Raw genomic sequence first — 16,272 nt, forward strand, 5'->3', positions numbered from 1 at the left:
CGAGCAGTGCGGGGCGGAAAAGCGCTGCAACCCGTTTGTGTCCTGATATAGTCTGGCAGTATAGTGTTAATAGCCGGACTGTATCAGGACGTAGATGGGGTATGGAAATAAACTATATTAAAGAGTCATTAATTGAAAAGTTGTATATAATAAGCTGATTGTTAGAATTTTATATCAAAATGTAACAGGCTGGTGGCTCATTTTTTAGTAATGTTATCACAAAACCTCTCATTGTAATTTAATTAGCCTTTAAAGCCAATTTAAGACCTTCGCCACACTTTTGCCACCAGCCGCCATGAATGCTAATTCAGACAATACGGACGGAAATCTGCAGTGGCCCCATGAAGATTCTACTTATTGAACACGATCCTGCTTACCGGGCTTTTTTACAAGCTGTATTGAACCGGCCGGCGTATAAAGTTGAAACCGCCACTACAGGCTGGACTGGCATCGCATCCGCGCTGCATGCACGCTACGACCTGTTGTTGCTGGGGGCCGAACTGCCCGATCTCAATGGGTTTGAATTGGTACAGCGTCTGCGGCAGGAGGGCGACATTACGCCGGTGCTGATGCTGTCGGCACTGACGTCGGCAGCCGACAAAGCGCGTGGCCTGTATGCTGGCGCCGATGACTATATGGAACGGCCCGGTGAGCCCGACGAGTTGCTGGCTCGCATCTACGCGCTGAATCGCCGGCGTACGGGGGGCTTGCACGCGCCCACGGTAATCAGCGTCGCTAATCTTGAACTCAACGTAGCCGAAAAAGTAGCTTACCGGGCTAATAAACGAATTCGATTGACTGCTCGGGAGTTTCAATTACTTTCGTTCCTGGTTGAGAATGCGGGTCGTGTTGTCACGAAAACGCAGATTCTAGAAAAAGTATGGGATTGCAGCAAAGACGTAAAAACAAACAAAGTAGAGGTATACATCAATTTTCTACGCAAAAAAATCGATCACGGCTTCGATCAGAAACTCATCCAGACCGCCATGGGCGTCGGATACCTGCTCAGTACCAGTTTGTAGGGCTGATCTGGCTATGCGGTGTACTCACGATGAGTACGGCACGGGCGCAGCAGGACAACAATAACAACTACCTCGATTCGCTGCAAAAGTGGAGTCTGCATTATCAGTTTACGACGATTGTGCAGGGCCATGCCGGGTTTCACGGGGACGGTTACGACGGCCGGAATACGCTGAGTCCGCAATCTGATACGGCACTCTCCGTCACGACAACCTTGTTTCTCGGACGCCGACTCTGGAAAGGGGCCGGCTTGTTTATTAACCCGGAAATCGCCGGTGGTCGTGGGGTAGGGCATCGCGACAGTCAGTCGCCCTACGACGAGAGTCTGTACGCACCGGCCGTCGGTATTGCCGGTTTCCCCAATGGCGAAACATTCCGGATCGGCAGCGCCCGCCCCGCGCTCTATATCGCCCGGGTGTACCTGGAGCAGATTTTTCCGCTCGACAATTCCGACGGAGTCGAGGTTGAATCGGGGGCTAACCAGGTAAAAGGTGTGGTGCCGGCATCGCGGGTTGTCGTGACGGCGGGTAAGTTTTCGGTGGCGGACATGTTCGACAATAACCGATACGCGCACGACCCGCGTACGCAGTTTCTCAACTGGTCGCTGATGAGTCTCGGGGCCTGGGATTATCCGGCGAACACGCGGGGCTATACGTGGGGGCTGGCCCTCGAATACATTCGACCAACCTACGCTATCCGGGCGGCCGCTAACCTGATGCCTAAAACTGCCAATGGGAACGTGCTCGACTGGAACATTCGCCAGTCGGGTGCGTTGACCGTCGAACTGGAGAAGCAGTATACGCTGCTGAAGTACCCTGGTACAGTACGGGTGCTGGGCTTCCGAAACGTTACTAAAGCACCGGCATATGCGCTGGCGACGCAGCGGCTGTTGCAAACGGGTTCCGTTGGCGACCCGCCGTTCGTGCTTACCGGCGATCAATACGGTGGCGTCAAGTACGGATTTGGGGTGAACATGGAGCAACCCCTTGGCGAAACGGGTGGTTTGTTTGCCCGACTAAGCTGGAACGACGGACGTACGGCAACCTGGGCCTTTACCGAAATCGATCGCAGCCTGACGGTGGGCGGGTTGATCGGTGGTCGGCGCTGGCGTCGGCCCAACGACGGGATCGGCTTGTCCGTCGCGGTCAATGGCATTTCCCCCGATCACCGGGCCTTCCTCAACGCGGGTGGGATCGGGTTTATGCTGGGCGATGGCAGCTTGCCCAATTACCGAACGGAGAACAGTTGGGAAGCGTACTATAGCGCCCGTATCGCCCGCACGTTGTACCTGACGCTCAACTACCAGTTTGTGCAGAACCCCGGTTACAACGGCGATCGGGGGCCGGTCAACCTGTTTGCGCTGCGTACGCACGTCGAATTTTAATGGCTGAGCCGCCTGTCGACAGGCCGCTGGATGGGTCGGGCATCGGCGCGCCAACCGAGCGGCCTGTTTTGTGGTTTGCTATCACATGATCCTGTTATTGACCTGGCTAAGCTCTTTTCTGCCGGGCTTCATTGCTGACTCGGCAACAGCCGTATCGGCCACTCGGCTGGCTGATGCGGCTGCGTTGCCTTATACGGCTGCACCGCCGTTCGATACACTAAAAACGGATACCACTCGTCGGCTCAAGGCGTATCTGGCACCTGCGTTCAATCTTGACTTTCGCGACTCATTCCTTGAAAAACAGCATGTTAACGTGTGGGGCATCAACGCTGGTATCGAATTTGGACTGAAAAAGCACCAGCTTACACTGGGGTATTACTGGATTAGCTACGCGACCTATCTCAAACTAATCGACTGGCGACGTGATGCGGCCCGGCGGATCAATCTGGGCTACTACACCCGGACCGATATGTGGTTTGTCAGCCTGCTGTACTGGCGGAACATCATCAACGATCGACGCTGGATGGTCAGCGTACCCGTTGAAGTGGGGGGGGGAGTCGCCTATGCCATACCGCGCGATCTGCGGCAGGATCAGCCCATTAACCGCACCCGACGCGACTTCTTTGTACCGGTGCAGGCGGGGGCTTATGCACAGTGGAAGGCGACACGCTGGGTAGGTCTTAGCGTACAGATTGGGTACCGGGTGTCGGTCTTTCAAACCGCGATCGACCAGAACTTCAACGGCTCGTATTACAGCGTTGGGGCTACGATTTATCCGGCCCTGGCGACGGATTTTTGGCGATTTATTCGGCATAAAGACCGTATTTCGCCTGTGCACCCACCGCGCCCCCGTACTGAAAAGCAGCCGACCGGGGTGCCGATGAAGTAGTAACAACTGGTATACCGATGCCCGAGTCTCCACCACCCCGCCCCCATCTGACCCGGCATCAGGTTATCATGCTTGTGCTATCGGTTTACGTGATCGTGGCCTTGCTGATTCGGGAACTACTGTCCTTGTCGAAACAGACACAGCTATTGCTCGACCGGATCGACATGGTTATCTGTCTGTATTTCCTGTACGATTTTGGCTTGCGGCTTTCGCGGGCACCCGACAAATGGCGGTTTATGCGCTGGGCCTGGATCGATCTGCTGGCCAGTATTCCGGCGGTCGGCTGGCTGCGGCTGGGGCAGCTCGTCCGGATCGTGCGGATACTGCGGTTGGTACGTGTTTTCCGAACGGCTCGCGACTACCTGACCTTTCGTTTCCGACACCGGGCCAACGGTACGCTGGCCATTGTCCTAATCAGTTCGGTGCTGCTGATGTTCTGCGGGGCAATTGCCATGTTCTACATCGAGCGAGTGCCCGACGCCAATATCAAGACATTTGCGGATGCGCTCTGGTGGGCGTTCGTGACGATCACGACCGTTGGGTATGGCGATCGCTATCCGGTAACGGACGCCGGTCGACTGGTAGCCGCTGTGCTGATGGTAGCCGGGGTCGGGCTGTTTGGTACGTTTACCGGCTTTGTTGCTAATTTCTTCGTGGGCGAAGAGCAACAACAAAACGAGGATGACCTACAGTTGCTGATTCAGGAAGTGCGGCAGCTGCGCGAAAAAATCGAACAACTGGAGCAACGGCAAACAGGTTCGCCGACTGGTAAAGCACCTGATACCAATTGACTCGCCTGCTTTTACAACTTCCGGAAGCGGGCCGCCTGACCAGTGTAATACGGGCTTTCCAGCAAGCGGGCGTATTGCAGCACATTAATGTCGCGGCAGGTCATATAAAAGACACTCGAATCTGTCCCCGGTTTCAACCGAATCAGGTAGTTGATGCAGTTGGTCCCTTTTACGGACCCCTCGACCTGCTGTACGACCGGCAATCTGGGGTATTGCAGGACAAAAACGGGTTGCCCCCGCTGAATGGCCTGTACCGTGACATCGACCGTATCGCTGGCGACACTGGTCAGGGTTACCGTAACCGAATCACCCGCAATGGGAAGCGGTAAGGTGCCTGGCAGACTGGCATAGGTACCGGCGATGGCGGGTGCTGGTGCGGGTAATGTCAGTAGATTCTCGCGAGAGCAGGACAAGCCAGCCAGCAGAATCGCCAGTGAACCGAACAGGACGCGCTTCGTAAGCATAACGTACACAGAAAGGTGTTTTCTGCAGAACGCAGGGATGCCGTTTTTCTGATGAAAGCCCGGTAGGATTGACTGAGCGGTTGCTAGTTGAAAACGAAACAACCCCGCTCAAGCCTGAGCGGGGTTGCCAACTAATCCGTAAATGGGTTGCTTCGGGGATTACTTCGCCGAAACCGTACCACGCAGTGCGCGGGGAATTTCGATGCTGGCGACCGGGTTAGAGGCATCTTCGAGCAGCGTGATGTCGCTTACTGCGATTTGGCCAACCCGAACCGACTTACCCAGGTCCAGTGCCGATACATCGACATCGATGTACTCGGGGATGTTCTCGATGGGGCCTTTCACGCGCAGTTTCCGAACGCGCGTTACCAGCTTACCACCTTTCTGAACGCCGGGAGCTGTACCGACCAGACGAACTGGAACCGATACTTTCACGTCTTTACCGTCCTGAACCAGCAGGAAGTCAGCGTGCAGCAGGGTTTCACTAACCGGGTGGAACTGCGTTTCCTGCAGGATAGCGCGGTACACGGTACCTTCGATGTTCAGGCTTACTTCGTATACATTGGGGGTATACACCAGATCCCGGAACAGGATAGCGGGTGCGTAGAAATGCACCTGCGATTCGCCACCATACAATACGCATGGTACATTGCCTTCGGCCCGAATCGCTTGTGATTCCGTGCGGCCGAGATTCGCTCTTTGAAACCCTACAATCTCGATTGATTTCATAAAAATTGGTGCCAACGGCCCACCGCCGGCGTTTGCTTTGGTTGATAAACCGGACGTGGGCATCCGGCAGGTCTTTAGTCAGTATTTGGTTTACAGTATACGGTTCACGGTTGTTGCACGATTGCTGACCGGCCGTAAACCGAAAACTGTAAACCGAATACCGTAAACTAATTTCGTATAAACAGTGAGCTGATCGATTCGTGGTCACGGATGCGGCCAATGGCTTTCGCGAATAGCTCGGCAACCGACAGTACGCGGATCTTCTCGTTGGTTTGACTCATCGGTAGCGTATCGGCCACGACCAGTTCTTCCAGTACTGAATTTGCAATGTTTTCGTGGGCTTTCCCCGACATGACCGGGTGCGTACAGATCGCCCGTACCGACTTGGCCCCTTTGTCGAGAATGATCTGAGCCGCTTTTGCCATCGTACCGCCCGTGTCGATCAGGTCATCGACAAGGACGACGTTCGCGCCTTCGACGTCACCGATTACCTGCATCGACGCAATCTCATTGGCCCGCTTGCGGTGTTTGTCGCAGAGAACGATGTCGGCGTTGAAATGCTTGGCAAACGTCCGGGCCCGGTTAGCGCCACCCACGTCCGGCGAGGCAATCACCAGATTGTCGAGGTTCAGGCTACGGATATACGGAACAAAGACCGACGTGCCTTCCAGATGATCGACAGGAATGTCGAAAAAACCCTGAATCTGACCGGCGTGCAAGTCGATGGTCATCAGCCGGTCGGCACCGGCCGCTGTCAGCATGTTCGCAATCAGCTTGGCCGCGATAGCAACGCGGGGTTTGTCTTTCCGGTCCTGACGGGCGTAGCCGAAGTAGGGAATAACGACGGTTACGTAGTGGGCTGATGCCCGGCGGGCTGCATCGACCATCAGCAGCAATTCCATCAGGTTTTCGGTCGGGGGAGGGGTCGACTGAATCAGGAATACGTCGCATCCCCGAATCGACTCTTCAAAGCTGGGCGACATCTCACCGTCGCTGAAGCGCCGGCAGGTGTAACCGCCTAAATCTTTACCGTAATAGTGTGCAATTTTCTCAGCCAGATAGGTAGACTGGGAGCCTGAAAAAATCTTAACCGGGTTGAATGCCGCCATTTATACCGCCCAAATTTTCCGCAAAGGTACGGAAAAATCGGGCGGTAGGGGGTGATCTGTCTAAATTTCTGTCAGCGCCCGAACGAAGCCAGTTGCCGCCCGGCTGCTGTGCGGTGGTAAATGCCCACTATGCCCATGGCCGAAGCAACCCCCACACCCGTGCCCGCCAGCACGTCGAGCGGGTAATGCGCGGCTACATAGATACGGCTGTACGAAACCAGTGCTGCCCACGCAAACACCCAGCCAAACGCCGGATAACGACGACCCAGCAGCAACCAGAGCGACGTGGCCAGCGCAAATGTGGTCGACGCATGCGACGACACGAAGCTGTACGGTCCACCACATTCGAGCACCGGGTGAATGAACTTCTGAATCGCCTGTGTGTGGCAGGGGCGCAGGCGGTGGGTCATCGGTTTCAGAACCGACGACGCGACCTGATCGCCGACGGCTACTGATCCGGCAATGGCCAGTAGCAGCCCCAGCGCCTGCTGCCGGAACTGGTAGATTAGCCAGCCAATCAGCAACGCGTAAAACGGAAACCAGGTGTTGCGCTCCGTTATCTGAATCATCACCGGGTCGAGCCAGGGCGCGCTTTGGTTGTTGAGCCAGAGAAATAGCCGGGTATCCAGTTCGTTAAGCGTTTCAATCATGGTGATTTACGGTTTTCTGGTTACAGTATACGGTTTATGAATTGTCAGTATAGAAGGCCTGCGTAGCCAAACGGAGTCGCCGTGAACCGAAAACTGTAAACAGTATACCGTGAACATCATAGGACCAGAAATTGACTCAGGTAATTCCGCGCGGTCAGGATGGCGGTGTGTACGTCGTCGGAATTGCCTTCGTAGGCCTTGTCTTCCACTTCGATACAGATCGGCCCCCGGTAGCGCACGTCGGTCAGGGCTGCGAAGAAGTCACGCCAGCGCACGTCGCCCAGTCCCGGTAGCTTGGGCGAATGGTATTCCAGCGGATTGCCCATGATGCCGACCCGGTTGAGCTTGTCGCGGTAGAGTTTGACGTCTTTCAGGTGGACGTGATGCAACCGATCGCGGTAGTCGTAAATGGGCTTTACCTCGTCCATCATTTGCCAGATCATGTGGCTGGGGTCGTAGTTCAGGCCCAGCAGGGGAGACGGCAGCAACTCGAACACCCGGTCCCAGATGGCCGGTGTCGTCATCAGGTTTTTACCGCCGGGCCACTCGTCGTTGGTGAACCACATCGGGCAGTTTTCGATGCCGATCTTTACGTTACAGGCTTCGGCTTCGCGAATGATAGCGGGCCAGTGCTCGGCAACCAGTTTCAGGTTATCGTCGATGGTCAGGCCCGAATTTCGACCGATAAACGTGTTGACGACGGGTACCGACCCGTCGGACCGCTTCAACCTGGCTGCGGCCCGAATAATTTTTTTGATGTGCTCGCGGTAGAACGCGGCCTGTTCGGGATTGGGGTCGAGCGGATTGGGGTAGTAGCCCAGCCCCGAAATAGAAACGCCGTGCTGCTGAACCAGCGACTGCACCTGGTCAATGTCCATGTTGTCGACGTCGATGTGCGTAACGCCTGCGTACCGCCGGGCATCGGCATTGCCGGTGGGCCAGCACATCACTTCGACGCACTTAAAGCGATTCTCCGACGCAAATTTCAGCACACCGTTCAGATCACTGTCGGCCAGAATTGCCGATACAAAACCAAGATCAAGCATAGGATTAAGGGTCAGGAATAAGTAGTTAGTTGAAGCCTAGCTTCTCGCGTACACGCTGAATAGTCGCCCTGGCTACAGTCCGGGCTTTTTCTTCGCCCGCCTGCAACTCGGCTTCCAGCGCGTCGGGGTTCTCAATCATGTAGTAATTGTACCGTTCGCGTTCGTCTTTGAACTTGTCGACGATTAGTTCGTATAATGCTTTCTTGGCCATGCCGTAGCCGTAGTTACCGCCTTCGTAGTTGGCCCGCATGGTCGCAACCTGCTCATCGGTCGCCAGCAGTGAATAAAGCTGGAACGTGATGTCGATATCCGGGTTCTTGGGCTCCTCCATCGGCGTCGAATCCGACTTAACCTTCTTGATGACTTTCCAGAGTTCGTTGTCGGGCAGGAAAATGTCGATGTAGTTGTTGTACGACTTACTCATCTTTTGCCCGTCAAGGCCGGGGATCGTCATCAGGCGCTCATCGATCCGCGCTTCGGGCAGCACAAAAATGTCGGCGTTGTATTCGCGGTTGAATGCACCGGCGATGTCGCGGGTCATCTCGATGTGCTGCCGCTGATCTTTGCCGACCGGAATGATCTCGGCATCGTACAGCAGAATGTCGGCTGCCTGTAACACCGGATAGACGAACAGGCCCGCGTTGACATTGGCGTATTTGTCCGACTTCTCCTTGAACGAGGTCGCGTTGTTGAGCATCGGCATGGGTGTGAAGCAGTTCAGGTACCAGCACAGCTCCGTATGCTCGGCCACCCGCGATTGCCGCCAGAACGTATTTTTCGCCGTATCGAGTCCGAAGGCCAGCCAGGTGGCCGCTACGGCTTTGATGAACTCCCGGCGCTGCGGACCGTCTTTGATCGTGGTGAGTGAATGCAGGTCGGCGATGAACAGAAACGATTCATTACCAGGCTGTTTGGAGAGGTCGATCGCGGGCTTGATGGCCCCCAGAATGTTACCCAGATGCGGCCGGCCGCTGCTCTGAATACCGGTTAAAATACGGGACATAAATCGGTTGTCGGTTTTCGGTTCACGGTTTTACGGATCGTCAGCGTGTGGCTTACCGGGGTCTAAACGGGATGCGTCGACCCTGAAATAGCCGCTGAAAATCGGGCACCGGAACAGACGCGAAGGTACGGAAAGATGCGTATCGGTACTGCCGCTGAACCGGACAAGCCAATACGGTGGGGTGCGCCAGTCGCAAAAAAGCCGCCCCCGGTTAGAGAGCGGCTTTTTTGCGGCTGGCGCAACTCATTCGTTTCTTGTCATCCCGAGCCTGCGAGGGATCTTCAGTAAAAGCAAAATAAATTGGCTGTTTCCGAAGATCCCTCGCAGGCTCGGGATGACAAAATGGAGTAGGGGAAACTCTGTATGGTTTGTTAGCTGACCAGAAAATTAACGGCTTGTTTCAGCGTACGTTCGTTGCCGGTTTCCGGGTCGTTGTACGAACGATCGCCGACGTCGATGGTCATGGTTTTGCCGATAAGCTGCTTCGTATCCAGCTCTTTACCTTCTTTTACTTCGATACCAGCCATCTCGAACAGACTGACGATAGCGGGCATGCCAGCGGGTGATTGATAGAATCTATGCGACACGTAGCCGTTGTCGTTTTCAAAGCGGACGGCAAAAAAAGGAATGCCTTTGTGCTCACTGCTTCCCTCGTCGATGCTGGTGATTGTTGCCTGCTGTGTACCATCTGGCAGCAATGCTTTGGCCTGCCCTTCTTCAACTGCGATTTTCATAACGTGTATATGTTAGTTGTATTATAAACGCCCTGTACGGTGGAATGTTTAGCCGAAAATCGACACCTTCGGTAGTGATGATAAGTGGAGAAGCGGGCGGGATCAGCGTCGGATTGTCTGTTTGTCGACGGCCAGCCAGAACGACCAGATGACGATGGCGTACAGACAGAACAGGCTCAGTCGGAGATAGGGCTTCGTATGCGAGTCGTTGTAGATGGTTCGGGTCGTGCGAACGTGAAAAAACGGCGACGAATCGATACCCGCCACCGGGATGGAACGATAGTCGTCGTATCGATCGCCAAACGTCAGCGGCTGCTGTCAGCTGATTTTGGTGCGGAAATCATACGCACGGATGGTTAGCGTCAGGCGGGGCGGGTAGTTTAGCGCGTAAGGTAAGGTCCGGAGCGAATCCGTAAATTCCTTGCGTCGGGCATAAAACGTGAAGTCAGGGTATTCGGCAAGACGTAACGTGAAACCGGTGTACGAACTGCTGCGGTTGGTTGTCTTTCGAATACTGGACAATGTGCCGCTTAGCTGAACCAGCCGGGCCGGTTGCTTGTCGACAGGTTGGTACGCGGCAAAACCAAACCAGACGGGCACCAGCCCAACCAGCAACGCGACGATGAGGAAGATCCGCGCCAGCCGTTGTTCGCCGGGCGACAGAACCTGCCTATAGGGTACTGCCGGACTGACCGCCGAAAATAGCGCGACCAGTTCATCGAAATTATCGAAATCAACCGACCGGAGGGTAAACCAGTTATCGGGCAGGTACACGACCAGTTCTGTCCAGCTTCGTTGCCGGTCGAAATTAGGACGGACGGTATGTCCGGTTATGGCTGTGTAAGGATGCTCGAAAGGTTCTTGCCCATATTTCCGAGCGGTAAACGACTCCGTACCTGTCTGAATGGATGCTGTATGCTCGATATAAGGCCACGTAAGCAGTAACATCATTATGAGGCCTAGTGAGCCGAAGAAGGTGCTGAAGTTGAGATCAGGGTAGGGCTGAGTCCATACGGAGTATATCGGTGCGGTCACCATGATAACGCCTAGCAGCAGGATGATGCCGATAAGTAACCAAAACATCCAGGAGCGTTGGGCTTTTTGAGTCGTCTGATTGGCAGGTGTAGGTGGCATACGCATATCGTAGTCGGGATAACGTCCGGTTAACTACGCATCTGTCGTCGTATGGTGCTACTCCTACTGGAATGTCGGTTTATCTACTGGTCAAACGGTTATTTCGTGTGCTGTAAATTACCGGTTATTGCGGAGCTGTAGCAAGCAGGATGTGATGTACCGCTAGCTAAATACACAAGGCTACCGCTGCGCTATTTTCAGCAGCAAAAGTTCGCCCTCAGATTTAGATCGTTGACTTTCTACAAGCGCCTTAGCTGCGTTTAAGTCTTGAGGGACGGGCCCAATTCCCCAACAACCGCAAGAGTAAAAGTTGTAATTGTGTATCGATAGATATTCAATAGCCAACCACTTTTCATCCGCTTTGCGAGTGGGTAATCGAAGATCTAAGCCTAAGTTTTTCATCTCTCCACCACAATCTGGGCACGTTACACGCTCGCCCTCGCGCCGGTGTTGGGGTATTATATCCTCATCTAACCTGCGTTTGAATCCCTTTCGACAAGTGAAGCAGGCGTAGGTATTTTTGTAAACCTTGAAAGCATATCTACACATGATGCACAACAGTGAAGTGTTATTAAATCGCCTGAAATATAAAAATGAAAGTGCAATAACTGCCTGCGTGCGTATTACTGGAACTGCCTGCGTGCGTATTACTGGGTTGCTGCTAATGTTTTTCGGGCCACGCTCACTACTGCATAAATGAGAGCAAATTATCTGTTTACCTGGCGAGAACCCACCCAGGTTTGAGTTAACACATAATTGGTCAATTCCTTCTCTGGATATTTACCATCGTACGCAAAAATTTCCAACGAGCTAATCAGTCCTTCACTGACAAATAAAATAGTACTCGCACTACCTTCTAGTTCACTCGATTTAATCTCAACACCATCAGTGAGAATGGTACTACTCGTCAATTTGAATTGATATATTGCTTTGTCATAAAGGAAGCCAACAAAAAGTTCAGCACCAGTATACTCATAGTCTGAGTCAGTTGAAAACGGAATTTGATTCCGTAGTGCTGTTCCTTCCTCATCACCATCAAGTAGTAAGTCTATTATATCTGCTATAAATCTTGACTGTATCATGATCATGTCAACTAACGACTTACATTCCTGAGAGAAATGGTAAGACACAACCGGGCGTTTATCCCATTGTTTTAAATTGACTGATAAGTCTGAAAATTGCTGGTCGGCCCGAACGGTATTGTTTACGTGTGTCCCGCTACCCATGCACAGCCGATTGCGGAAGCGAAGAGACCTGTACGATCAGGTTGGCGGGTAGGTTAACCTGCATGATTCGGTCGGGTGCATCCAGCATGTCCAGCAGGATGCGGGTTGCCTGTTGACTCATCTCCGAGACGGGTTGCTGAATGTAGGTAGGGGGGGCATAGAATAGGCCATAGGCGTCGGTCTCGTCGAAACCCACTACGGCTAGTTCATCGGGTACCCGGACGTGCAGCCGGATGAGCTGTTGCAGGCCCGCCAGCGTCAGCATGTTCGACGCGAAGACGACCGCATCGACCGGATGCGCACCCGTTGTCAGCTCGCGGATGGCCTTTGCTGTCTCGATCGCTGCGTTACAGGGGTCGACGGCTTTCAGCCAGCTTTTGCGGGTAGGTAGTTCATGGTCGCGCAACGCCGTCAGGTAGCCACGTCCGCGCTCGGCCATGTGAAACAGCGTCGTATCAAACGTAACCAGTCCGATCCGGTGGTAGCCCGACGAAAGCAGATGCTCGACAGCGTGGTACATCGCCTGGTAATTGTTCAGCGCAACGTAGCTGGTGTGCAGGCTGGGGTAGTAGCGGTCGAGGAGAACGAAGGGCGTACGCTGCTGCTGGAGCGCCGTCAGTTTGGCTTCCATACCGGCCGGTGGCGCAATCAGTAAACCGTCGACCTGCCGGTTCAGCAACGTATCGATCAGTTGGCTGCACTTGGCTGGATTCTCGTCCGAGCTACCGAAAATAACGGTGTAGCCCTGCTGCTCGGCTTCGTCCTCCACCGCCCGCGCCAATGCGGCCGAGAACGGGTTGGCAATATCGGCGACGATCAGCCCCAGTGTTCGCGTCCGGTTCGTTTTCAGACCCTGCGCCATCCGGTTTGGCTGGTAATTCAGTTCGCTGGCGACCTGCCGGATTCGGGTCGCAATTTCTTTTCCGATGCGGTTCTCTTTCTTGTTGTTCAGTACGTACGACACCAGGGCAGTCGATACGCCAAGGCGCTGGGCAATGTCTTTCAGAGAAGGCTTTTTAGACATGGTGGGTGCGTGATTATCAGCCACTAACTCAATTAATCGATTAACTTTTTAAACGGGAAAAACACCGTCGGATACCTGTTGTTCTGCTTATAATCCGCTTTCTGTTACCTAAAACGCACAAGGTAAGTCTAATCTACTGTCTGGTGTACAGTGAGTTTGTTTAAACGATTAAACCATTTTTCGTACGCTTTTGTTAAGTTAGGAAGCTACTTCGCGAGACCTAGCTAACTGGTAAGACAAAAACACAAGCGTATGGAAGGCATTCACACCCCCGCAGAACAGAGACCGGTAACGGGTTTGCACCGGTTTATCGACCGTTACCAACCTGTATTTGAATCGTTGAGCCGGAGCGCAACGCCCTTCGGCAGTAACTTCTTCACCAACTACTAACTATCGCCAACAGGCGTTTCTATAACCAACCTATACGGATATGCTTACAACCATTCAGGATACACTGACGGCCGACTCGCCGACGGTCGAGCTGCCCGCTTACGACCCCAGTACGTTGACTGCCGGCATCGCGCATATTGGCGTCGGTAATTTTCACCGGGCCCACCAGGCGTACTACACCCATCAGCTATTGAACCAACGACCCGACGCCAACTGGGGCATTCGGGGTATCAGCATAACCGGCTCTGGACCCGCTACGGCGGCACAGTTTGCCCAGCAGGACAACCTGTATACCCTGACGGAATTCAGCGCCGACGGTGATGCCAGCGTGGCCGTTATCGGCTCGATTGTCGACTATATCGCGGCTCAGGATGACCCCGAAGCTGCACTGGAAGCCCTGGCCGATCCGGCAATCAAAATCATTTCGCTGACGATTACCGAAGGCGGCTACAAACTCGATGCGAATCGCTCGTTTCAGCTGGATGATGCCGACGTACAGCACGATCTGCACCATCCGACGGAACCGAAAACGGCGTTCGGCTACGTGATCGAAGCGCTGGCCCGCCGGAAGCAGCGCGGTAGCGGACCCGTCACGATTCTGTCGTGCGATAACCTGCAACACAATGGCGATGCCGCCCGCACGGCTTTCCTGGCCTTTGCAACGGCCCGCGACGCAGCATTGGCCGACTGGATAACGCAGCATGTCAGCTTCCCGAACGCGATGGTCGATCGCATCACGCCCGCTACCCACCGTGCTGACCGGCAGCGACTGAACGCGCAAAGTGGTATCGATGATGCGCTGCCCGTGTATTGCGAGGAGTTTACGCAATGGATTATCGAAGACGAGTTTGCGGCTGGTCGGCCCGCATGGGAGCAGGCGGGCGTGTTATTCGTCGACGATGTAACGCCCTACGAGACCGTCAAGCTCCGGCTGCTGAACGCGGCTCACAGCATGCTGGCGTACCCCGCTTTTCTGGCCGGCTTCCGCACAGTGCATGAGGTGATGCAGGACGATCTGTTCCGCACCTACCTGTACCGGTTTCTTCAACAGACAGCGCGCTCGCTGACAGCCGAAGCGCAGGTTATCGATCTGGACGACTACATCGACCAACTGATGATCCGGTTCTCGAATGAAGCGGTGGGCGATCAACTGGCCCGCCTGTGTGGCGATGGTGCATCCAAGTGGCCGGTATTCGTGCTACCGACCCTGCTCGACCACCTTCAGTACGGGCGCGATACTGCCTGTCTGGCCTTTGGCCTGGCTGCCTACGGACATTACCTACAGGCGGGTGTTGACGACAAAGGGAAAAAATATACGGTTGTGGAGCCACACCTGAGCGGTGCCGACTGGGCCAACATTCGCCATCAGGATAGTACCTGCCTGCTGACGACCACGCCCTTTGCTGCGGCTGATTTGCGGGCTTACCCGGCTTTCCTGGCGCAGTACCGTTCGTACCGGTCGCAGATTGCCCACTATGGTCTCATCTTTTCGTTGAAACAAACCCGCTGTATTCTCCAGACAAACGAAGCGGCTTAATCCACTGCCTATGCAATGGCTTGATATACTGGGCCTTGTCGCCACGGTCTTTACAACCGGAGCGTACGTGCCACAAGCGTATAAAATCATCCAGACAAAATCGACCCGCAGTCTCTCAACGCCCACCTACACGATGATCGTGATCGGTAGTGCGTTGTGGCTGCTCTATGCCTACGACCGGCGCGACTATCCGGTTATGCTGGCCAATGGCGTAACCGGCCTGCTGAGCCTGGTCATTCTGATCATGAAACTCAGCGCCAAAGAAGAAGCCACTGCTGAGTCGTAGATAATCGGCGAAGTGAGGGCCGATCAGTGAAGTGCATTGTAGTGTGAAAAGACGGATATGAGTCCGGCGCGGGTTTTCAAGTCCGGGTCAGCAGTACTGATAAAACGGTCGATCTCATCCTTTTTGTCAGCCATCAGTGCGAGAATGGCTTTGCGGGTAAGTGATAACCGACTCATATGTCCATTCTGAGCTACGTACCAGTCGGTGCGCGGGATGAGTACATCGTCTTTCGAACCAGTACTGAGCGCAGCGTTGTAATTGGCTCGTTTCAGGTACACGCTGGGGTAACACAGCAGCGTTAGTTGTCCCGATACAACCTGCTCGACAAAACCCGTCAGTTTGGCTGCGTCGCTCCCAAATTCGTGCACGTTGATGTAATGGCTGGTGCCGCCCAGCAAATTATTTACCCGGAACTGCCGTACCGTCGATCCTTTCGCAACTCGTACGTCGCCCGGTTTGGCCCGAATTTCCAGATTCTCTGCTTTCAGGTCGTAGCGGACCGGCACGCCGGTGAGCGAGTCTGTGCCGGATATCAATTTCGTGTAGAAGGTGACTGTGCCAGCCTGCCAGGTGGAGTCTAGGTAAGCAGTGCCAAGCAGTTGCCCCGCGTCGCCGGACAGGCCATATAGTACGCCCGACTGCGGGATCGTTAGCCCGCTAAAATTGATCCGATCCCGGGTTGTCTGGGTCATGCTGGTTGGCTGCGAGAACACCTTACAACCGATAAATAGACTGACGATGAGTAACAGGAAGTGCATGGTTAATTCGTAATGGCGTGATAGTAGAATACGGTGACAACGCAGCCGACGCTTTGTAACGAGTCGATACGGCACTGGTCTACCATGCTTAAAGATAG

At 54.3% G+C, this 16,272-nt stretch carries 19 protein-coding genes; 7 read left to right on the top strand and 12 right to left on the bottom strand.

Annotation, left to right across the window (positions count from 1 at the left end):
* Nucleotides 1-341 precede the first annotated feature (341 nt).
* The 4 genes from CLV58_RS19125 (at nt 342) to CLV58_RS19140 (ending at nt 4,084) form a co-directional block, all read left to right on the top strand.
* A complete protein-coding gene (locus CLV58_RS19125) occupies nt 342-1,022 on the top strand; it encodes a response regulator transcription factor (protein WP_106139434.1) in 681 nt (226 codons plus the stop codon).
* A gap of 29 nt (nt 1,023-1,051) precedes the next feature.
* Entirely contained in the window at nt 1,052-2,404 is a 1,353-nt protein-coding gene (locus CLV58_RS19130) for a carbohydrate porin (protein WP_106139435.1), read from the top strand.
* Between the two features lie 85 nt (nt 2,405-2,489).
* Complete coding sequence (locus CLV58_RS19135; RefSeq protein WP_245882387.1) at nt 2,490-3,293, top strand: hypothetical protein; 804 nt, start codon at nt 2,490-2,492, stop codon at nt 3,291-3,293.
* A 17-nt stretch (nt 3,294-3,310) separates the two neighbouring features.
* On the top strand, nt 3,311-4,084 hold the full coding sequence (locus CLV58_RS19140; RefSeq protein WP_106139436.1) for an ion transporter: 774 nt from the start codon (nt 3,311-3,313) through the stop codon (nt 4,082-4,084).
* Between the two features lie 11 nt (nt 4,085-4,095).
* Here the strand turns inward: CLV58_RS19140 and CLV58_RS19145 are convergent, their stop codons facing one another.
* The 11 genes from CLV58_RS19145 to CLV58_RS19190 all read right to left on the bottom strand — a co-directional run bounded on the left by CLV58_RS19145 (nt 4,096) and on the right by CLV58_RS19190 (nt 13,203).
* Nucleotides 4,096-4,548, bottom strand: coding sequence for a hypothetical protein (locus CLV58_RS19145; protein WP_106139437.1), 453 nt, complete (start codon nt 4,546-4,548; stop codon nt 4,096-4,098).
* 159 nt (nt 4,549-4,707) lie between these two features.
* Complete coding sequence (locus CLV58_RS19150; RefSeq protein ID WP_106139517.1) at nt 4,708-5,277, bottom strand: 50S ribosomal protein L25/general stress protein Ctc; 570 nt, start codon at nt 5,275-5,277, stop codon at nt 4,708-4,710.
* A 167-nt stretch (nt 5,278-5,444) separates the two neighbouring features.
* On the bottom strand, nt 5,445-6,386 hold the full coding sequence (locus CLV58_RS19155) for a ribose-phosphate pyrophosphokinase (protein WP_106139438.1): 942 nt from the start codon (nt 6,384-6,386) through the stop codon (nt 5,445-5,447).
* Between the two features lie 71 nt (nt 6,387-6,457).
* Entirely contained in the window at nt 6,458-7,036 is a 579-nt protein-coding gene (locus CLV58_RS19160; protein WP_106139439.1) for a phosphatase PAP2 family protein, read from the bottom strand.
* A gap of 116 nt (nt 7,037-7,152) precedes the next feature.
* The gene (locus CLV58_RS19165; RefSeq protein WP_106139440.1) at nt 7,153-8,082 is read right to left on the bottom strand and encodes a sugar phosphate isomerase/epimerase family protein; all 930 of its coding nucleotides are present in this window, start codon (nt 8,080-8,082) and stop codon (nt 7,153-7,155) included.
* A gap of 25 nt (nt 8,083-8,107) precedes the next feature.
* A complete protein-coding gene (trpS, locus tag CLV58_RS19170) occupies nt 8,108-9,085 on the bottom strand; it encodes a tryptophan--tRNA ligase (protein ID WP_106139441.1) in 978 nt (325 codons plus the stop codon).
* Between the two features lie 371 nt (nt 9,086-9,456).
* Nucleotides 9,457-9,819, bottom strand: coding sequence for a hypothetical protein (locus CLV58_RS19175; RefSeq protein ID WP_106139442.1), 363 nt, complete (start codon nt 9,817-9,819; stop codon nt 9,457-9,459).
* Nucleotides 9,820-9,921: 102 nt separating this feature from the next.
* A complete protein-coding gene (locus tag CLV58_RS28440; RefSeq protein ID WP_170108742.1) occupies nt 9,922-10,086 on the bottom strand; it encodes a hypothetical protein in 165 nt (54 codons plus the stop codon).
* A gap of 51 nt (nt 10,087-10,137) precedes the next feature.
* Entirely contained in the window at nt 10,138-10,953 is an 816-nt protein-coding gene (locus tag CLV58_RS19180; protein WP_146141478.1) for a hypothetical protein, read from the bottom strand.
* Between the two features lie 707 nt (nt 10,954-11,660).
* Nucleotides 11,661-12,179, bottom strand: a complete 519-nt coding sequence (locus CLV58_RS19185; RefSeq protein ID WP_106139444.1) for a hypothetical protein — start codon at nt 12,177-12,179, stop codon at nt 11,661-11,663.
* Entirely contained in the window at nt 12,172-13,203 is a 1,032-nt protein-coding gene (locus CLV58_RS19190) for a LacI family DNA-binding transcriptional regulator (RefSeq protein WP_106139445.1), read from the bottom strand. The genes CLV58_RS19185 and CLV58_RS19190 overlap by 8 nt, the downstream gene beginning before the upstream one ends.
* A 252-nt stretch (nt 13,204-13,455) precedes the next feature.
* Here CLV58_RS19190 and CLV58_RS28445 point away from each other — a divergent pair, with 252 nt between their 5' ends.
* Genes CLV58_RS28445 through CLV58_RS19200 form a run of 3 tightly spaced genes read left to right on the top strand, consistent with a single transcriptional unit; the run spans nt 13,456 to nt 15,416 of the window.
* Nucleotides 13,456-13,593, top strand: a complete 138-nt coding sequence (locus CLV58_RS28445) for a hypothetical protein (protein WP_170108743.1) — start codon at nt 13,456-13,458, stop codon at nt 13,591-13,593.
* 40 nt (nt 13,594-13,633) lie between these two features.
* Nucleotides 13,634-15,130, top strand: a complete 1,497-nt coding sequence (locus CLV58_RS19195) for a mannitol dehydrogenase family protein (RefSeq protein WP_106139446.1) — start codon at nt 13,634-13,636, stop codon at nt 15,128-15,130.
* A gap of 10 nt (nt 15,131-15,140) precedes the next feature.
* Nucleotides 15,141-15,416, top strand: a complete 276-nt coding sequence (locus CLV58_RS19200) for a SemiSWEET family sugar transporter (RefSeq protein ID WP_106139447.1) — start codon at nt 15,141-15,143, stop codon at nt 15,414-15,416.
* Between the two features lie 23 nt (nt 15,417-15,439).
* Here CLV58_RS19200 and CLV58_RS19205 read toward each other — a convergent pair whose 3' ends face one another.
* Complete coding sequence (locus CLV58_RS19205) at nt 15,440-16,174, bottom strand: hypothetical protein (protein WP_106139448.1); 735 nt, start codon at nt 16,172-16,174, stop codon at nt 15,440-15,442.
* Between the last annotated feature and the right edge of the window lie 98 nt (nt 16,175-16,272).

The organism is Spirosoma oryzae, assembly GCF_003002825.1.
GTDB lineage: Bacteria > Bacteroidota > Bacteroidia > Cytophagales > Spirosomataceae > Spirosoma > Spirosoma oryzae.

What these genes read in the sequence shown, in the direction of transcription:
- CLV58_RS19125 (WP_106139434.1), top strand. Translation starts at nt 342, where the DNA reads ATGAAGATTCTACTTATTGAACACGATCCTGCTTACCGGGCTTTTTTA.
- CLV58_RS19130 (WP_106139435.1), top strand. Translation starts at nt 1,052, where the DNA reads ATGAGTACGGCACGGGCGCAGCAGGACAACAATAACAACTACCTCGAT.
- CLV58_RS19135 (WP_245882387.1), top strand. Translation starts at nt 2,490, where the DNA reads ATGATCCTGTTATTGACCTGGCTAAGCTCTTTTCTGCCGGGCTTCATT.
- CLV58_RS19140 (WP_106139436.1), top strand. Translation starts at nt 3,311, where the DNA reads ATGCCCGAGTCTCCACCACCCCGCCCCCATCTGACCCGGCATCAGGTT.
- CLV58_RS19145 (WP_106139437.1), bottom strand. Translation starts at nt 4,548, where the DNA reads ATGCTTACGAAGCGCGTCCTGTTCGGTTCACTGGCGATTCTGCTGGCT.
- CLV58_RS19150 (WP_106139517.1), bottom strand. Translation starts at nt 5,277, where the DNA reads ATGAAATCAATCGAGATTGTAGGGTTTCAAAGAGCGAATCTCGGCCGC.
- CLV58_RS19155 (WP_106139438.1), bottom strand. Translation starts at nt 6,386, where the DNA reads ATGGCGGCATTCAACCCGGTTAAGATTTTTTCAGGCTCCCAGTCTACC.
- CLV58_RS19160 (WP_106139439.1), bottom strand. Translation starts at nt 7,036, where the DNA reads ATGATTGAAACGCTTAACGAACTGGATACCCGGCTATTTCTCTGGCTC.
- CLV58_RS19165 (WP_106139440.1), bottom strand. Translation starts at nt 8,082, where the DNA reads ATGCTTGATCTTGGTTTTGTATCGGCAATTCTGGCCGACAGTGATCTG.
- trpS (WP_106139441.1), bottom strand. Translation starts at nt 9,085, where the DNA reads ATGTCCCGTATTTTAACCGGTATTCAGAGCAGCGGCCGGCCGCATCTG.
- CLV58_RS19175 (WP_106139442.1), bottom strand. Translation starts at nt 9,819, where the DNA reads ATGAAAATCGCAGTTGAAGAAGGGCAGGCCAAAGCATTGCTGCCAGAT.
- CLV58_RS19180 (WP_146141478.1), bottom strand. Translation starts at nt 10,953, where the DNA reads ATGCCACCTACACCTGCCAATCAGACGACTCAAAAAGCCCAACGCTCC.
- CLV58_RS19185 (WP_106139444.1), bottom strand. Translation starts at nt 12,179, where the DNA reads ATGGGTAGCGGGACACACGTAAACAATACCGTTCGGGCCGACCAGCAA.
- CLV58_RS19190 (WP_106139445.1), bottom strand. Translation starts at nt 13,203, where the DNA reads ATGTCTAAAAAGCCTTCTCTGAAAGACATTGCCCAGCGCCTTGGCGTA.
- CLV58_RS28445 (WP_170108743.1), top strand. Translation starts at nt 13,456, where the DNA reads ATGGAAGGCATTCACACCCCCGCAGAACAGAGACCGGTAACGGGTTTG.
- CLV58_RS19195 (WP_106139446.1), top strand. Translation starts at nt 13,634, where the DNA reads ATGCTTACAACCATTCAGGATACACTGACGGCCGACTCGCCGACGGTC.
- CLV58_RS19200 (WP_106139447.1), top strand. Translation starts at nt 15,141, where the DNA reads ATGCAATGGCTTGATATACTGGGCCTTGTCGCCACGGTCTTTACAACC.
- CLV58_RS19205 (WP_106139448.1), bottom strand. Translation starts at nt 16,174, where the DNA reads ATGCACTTCCTGTTACTCATCGTCAGTCTATTTATCGGTTGTAAGGTG.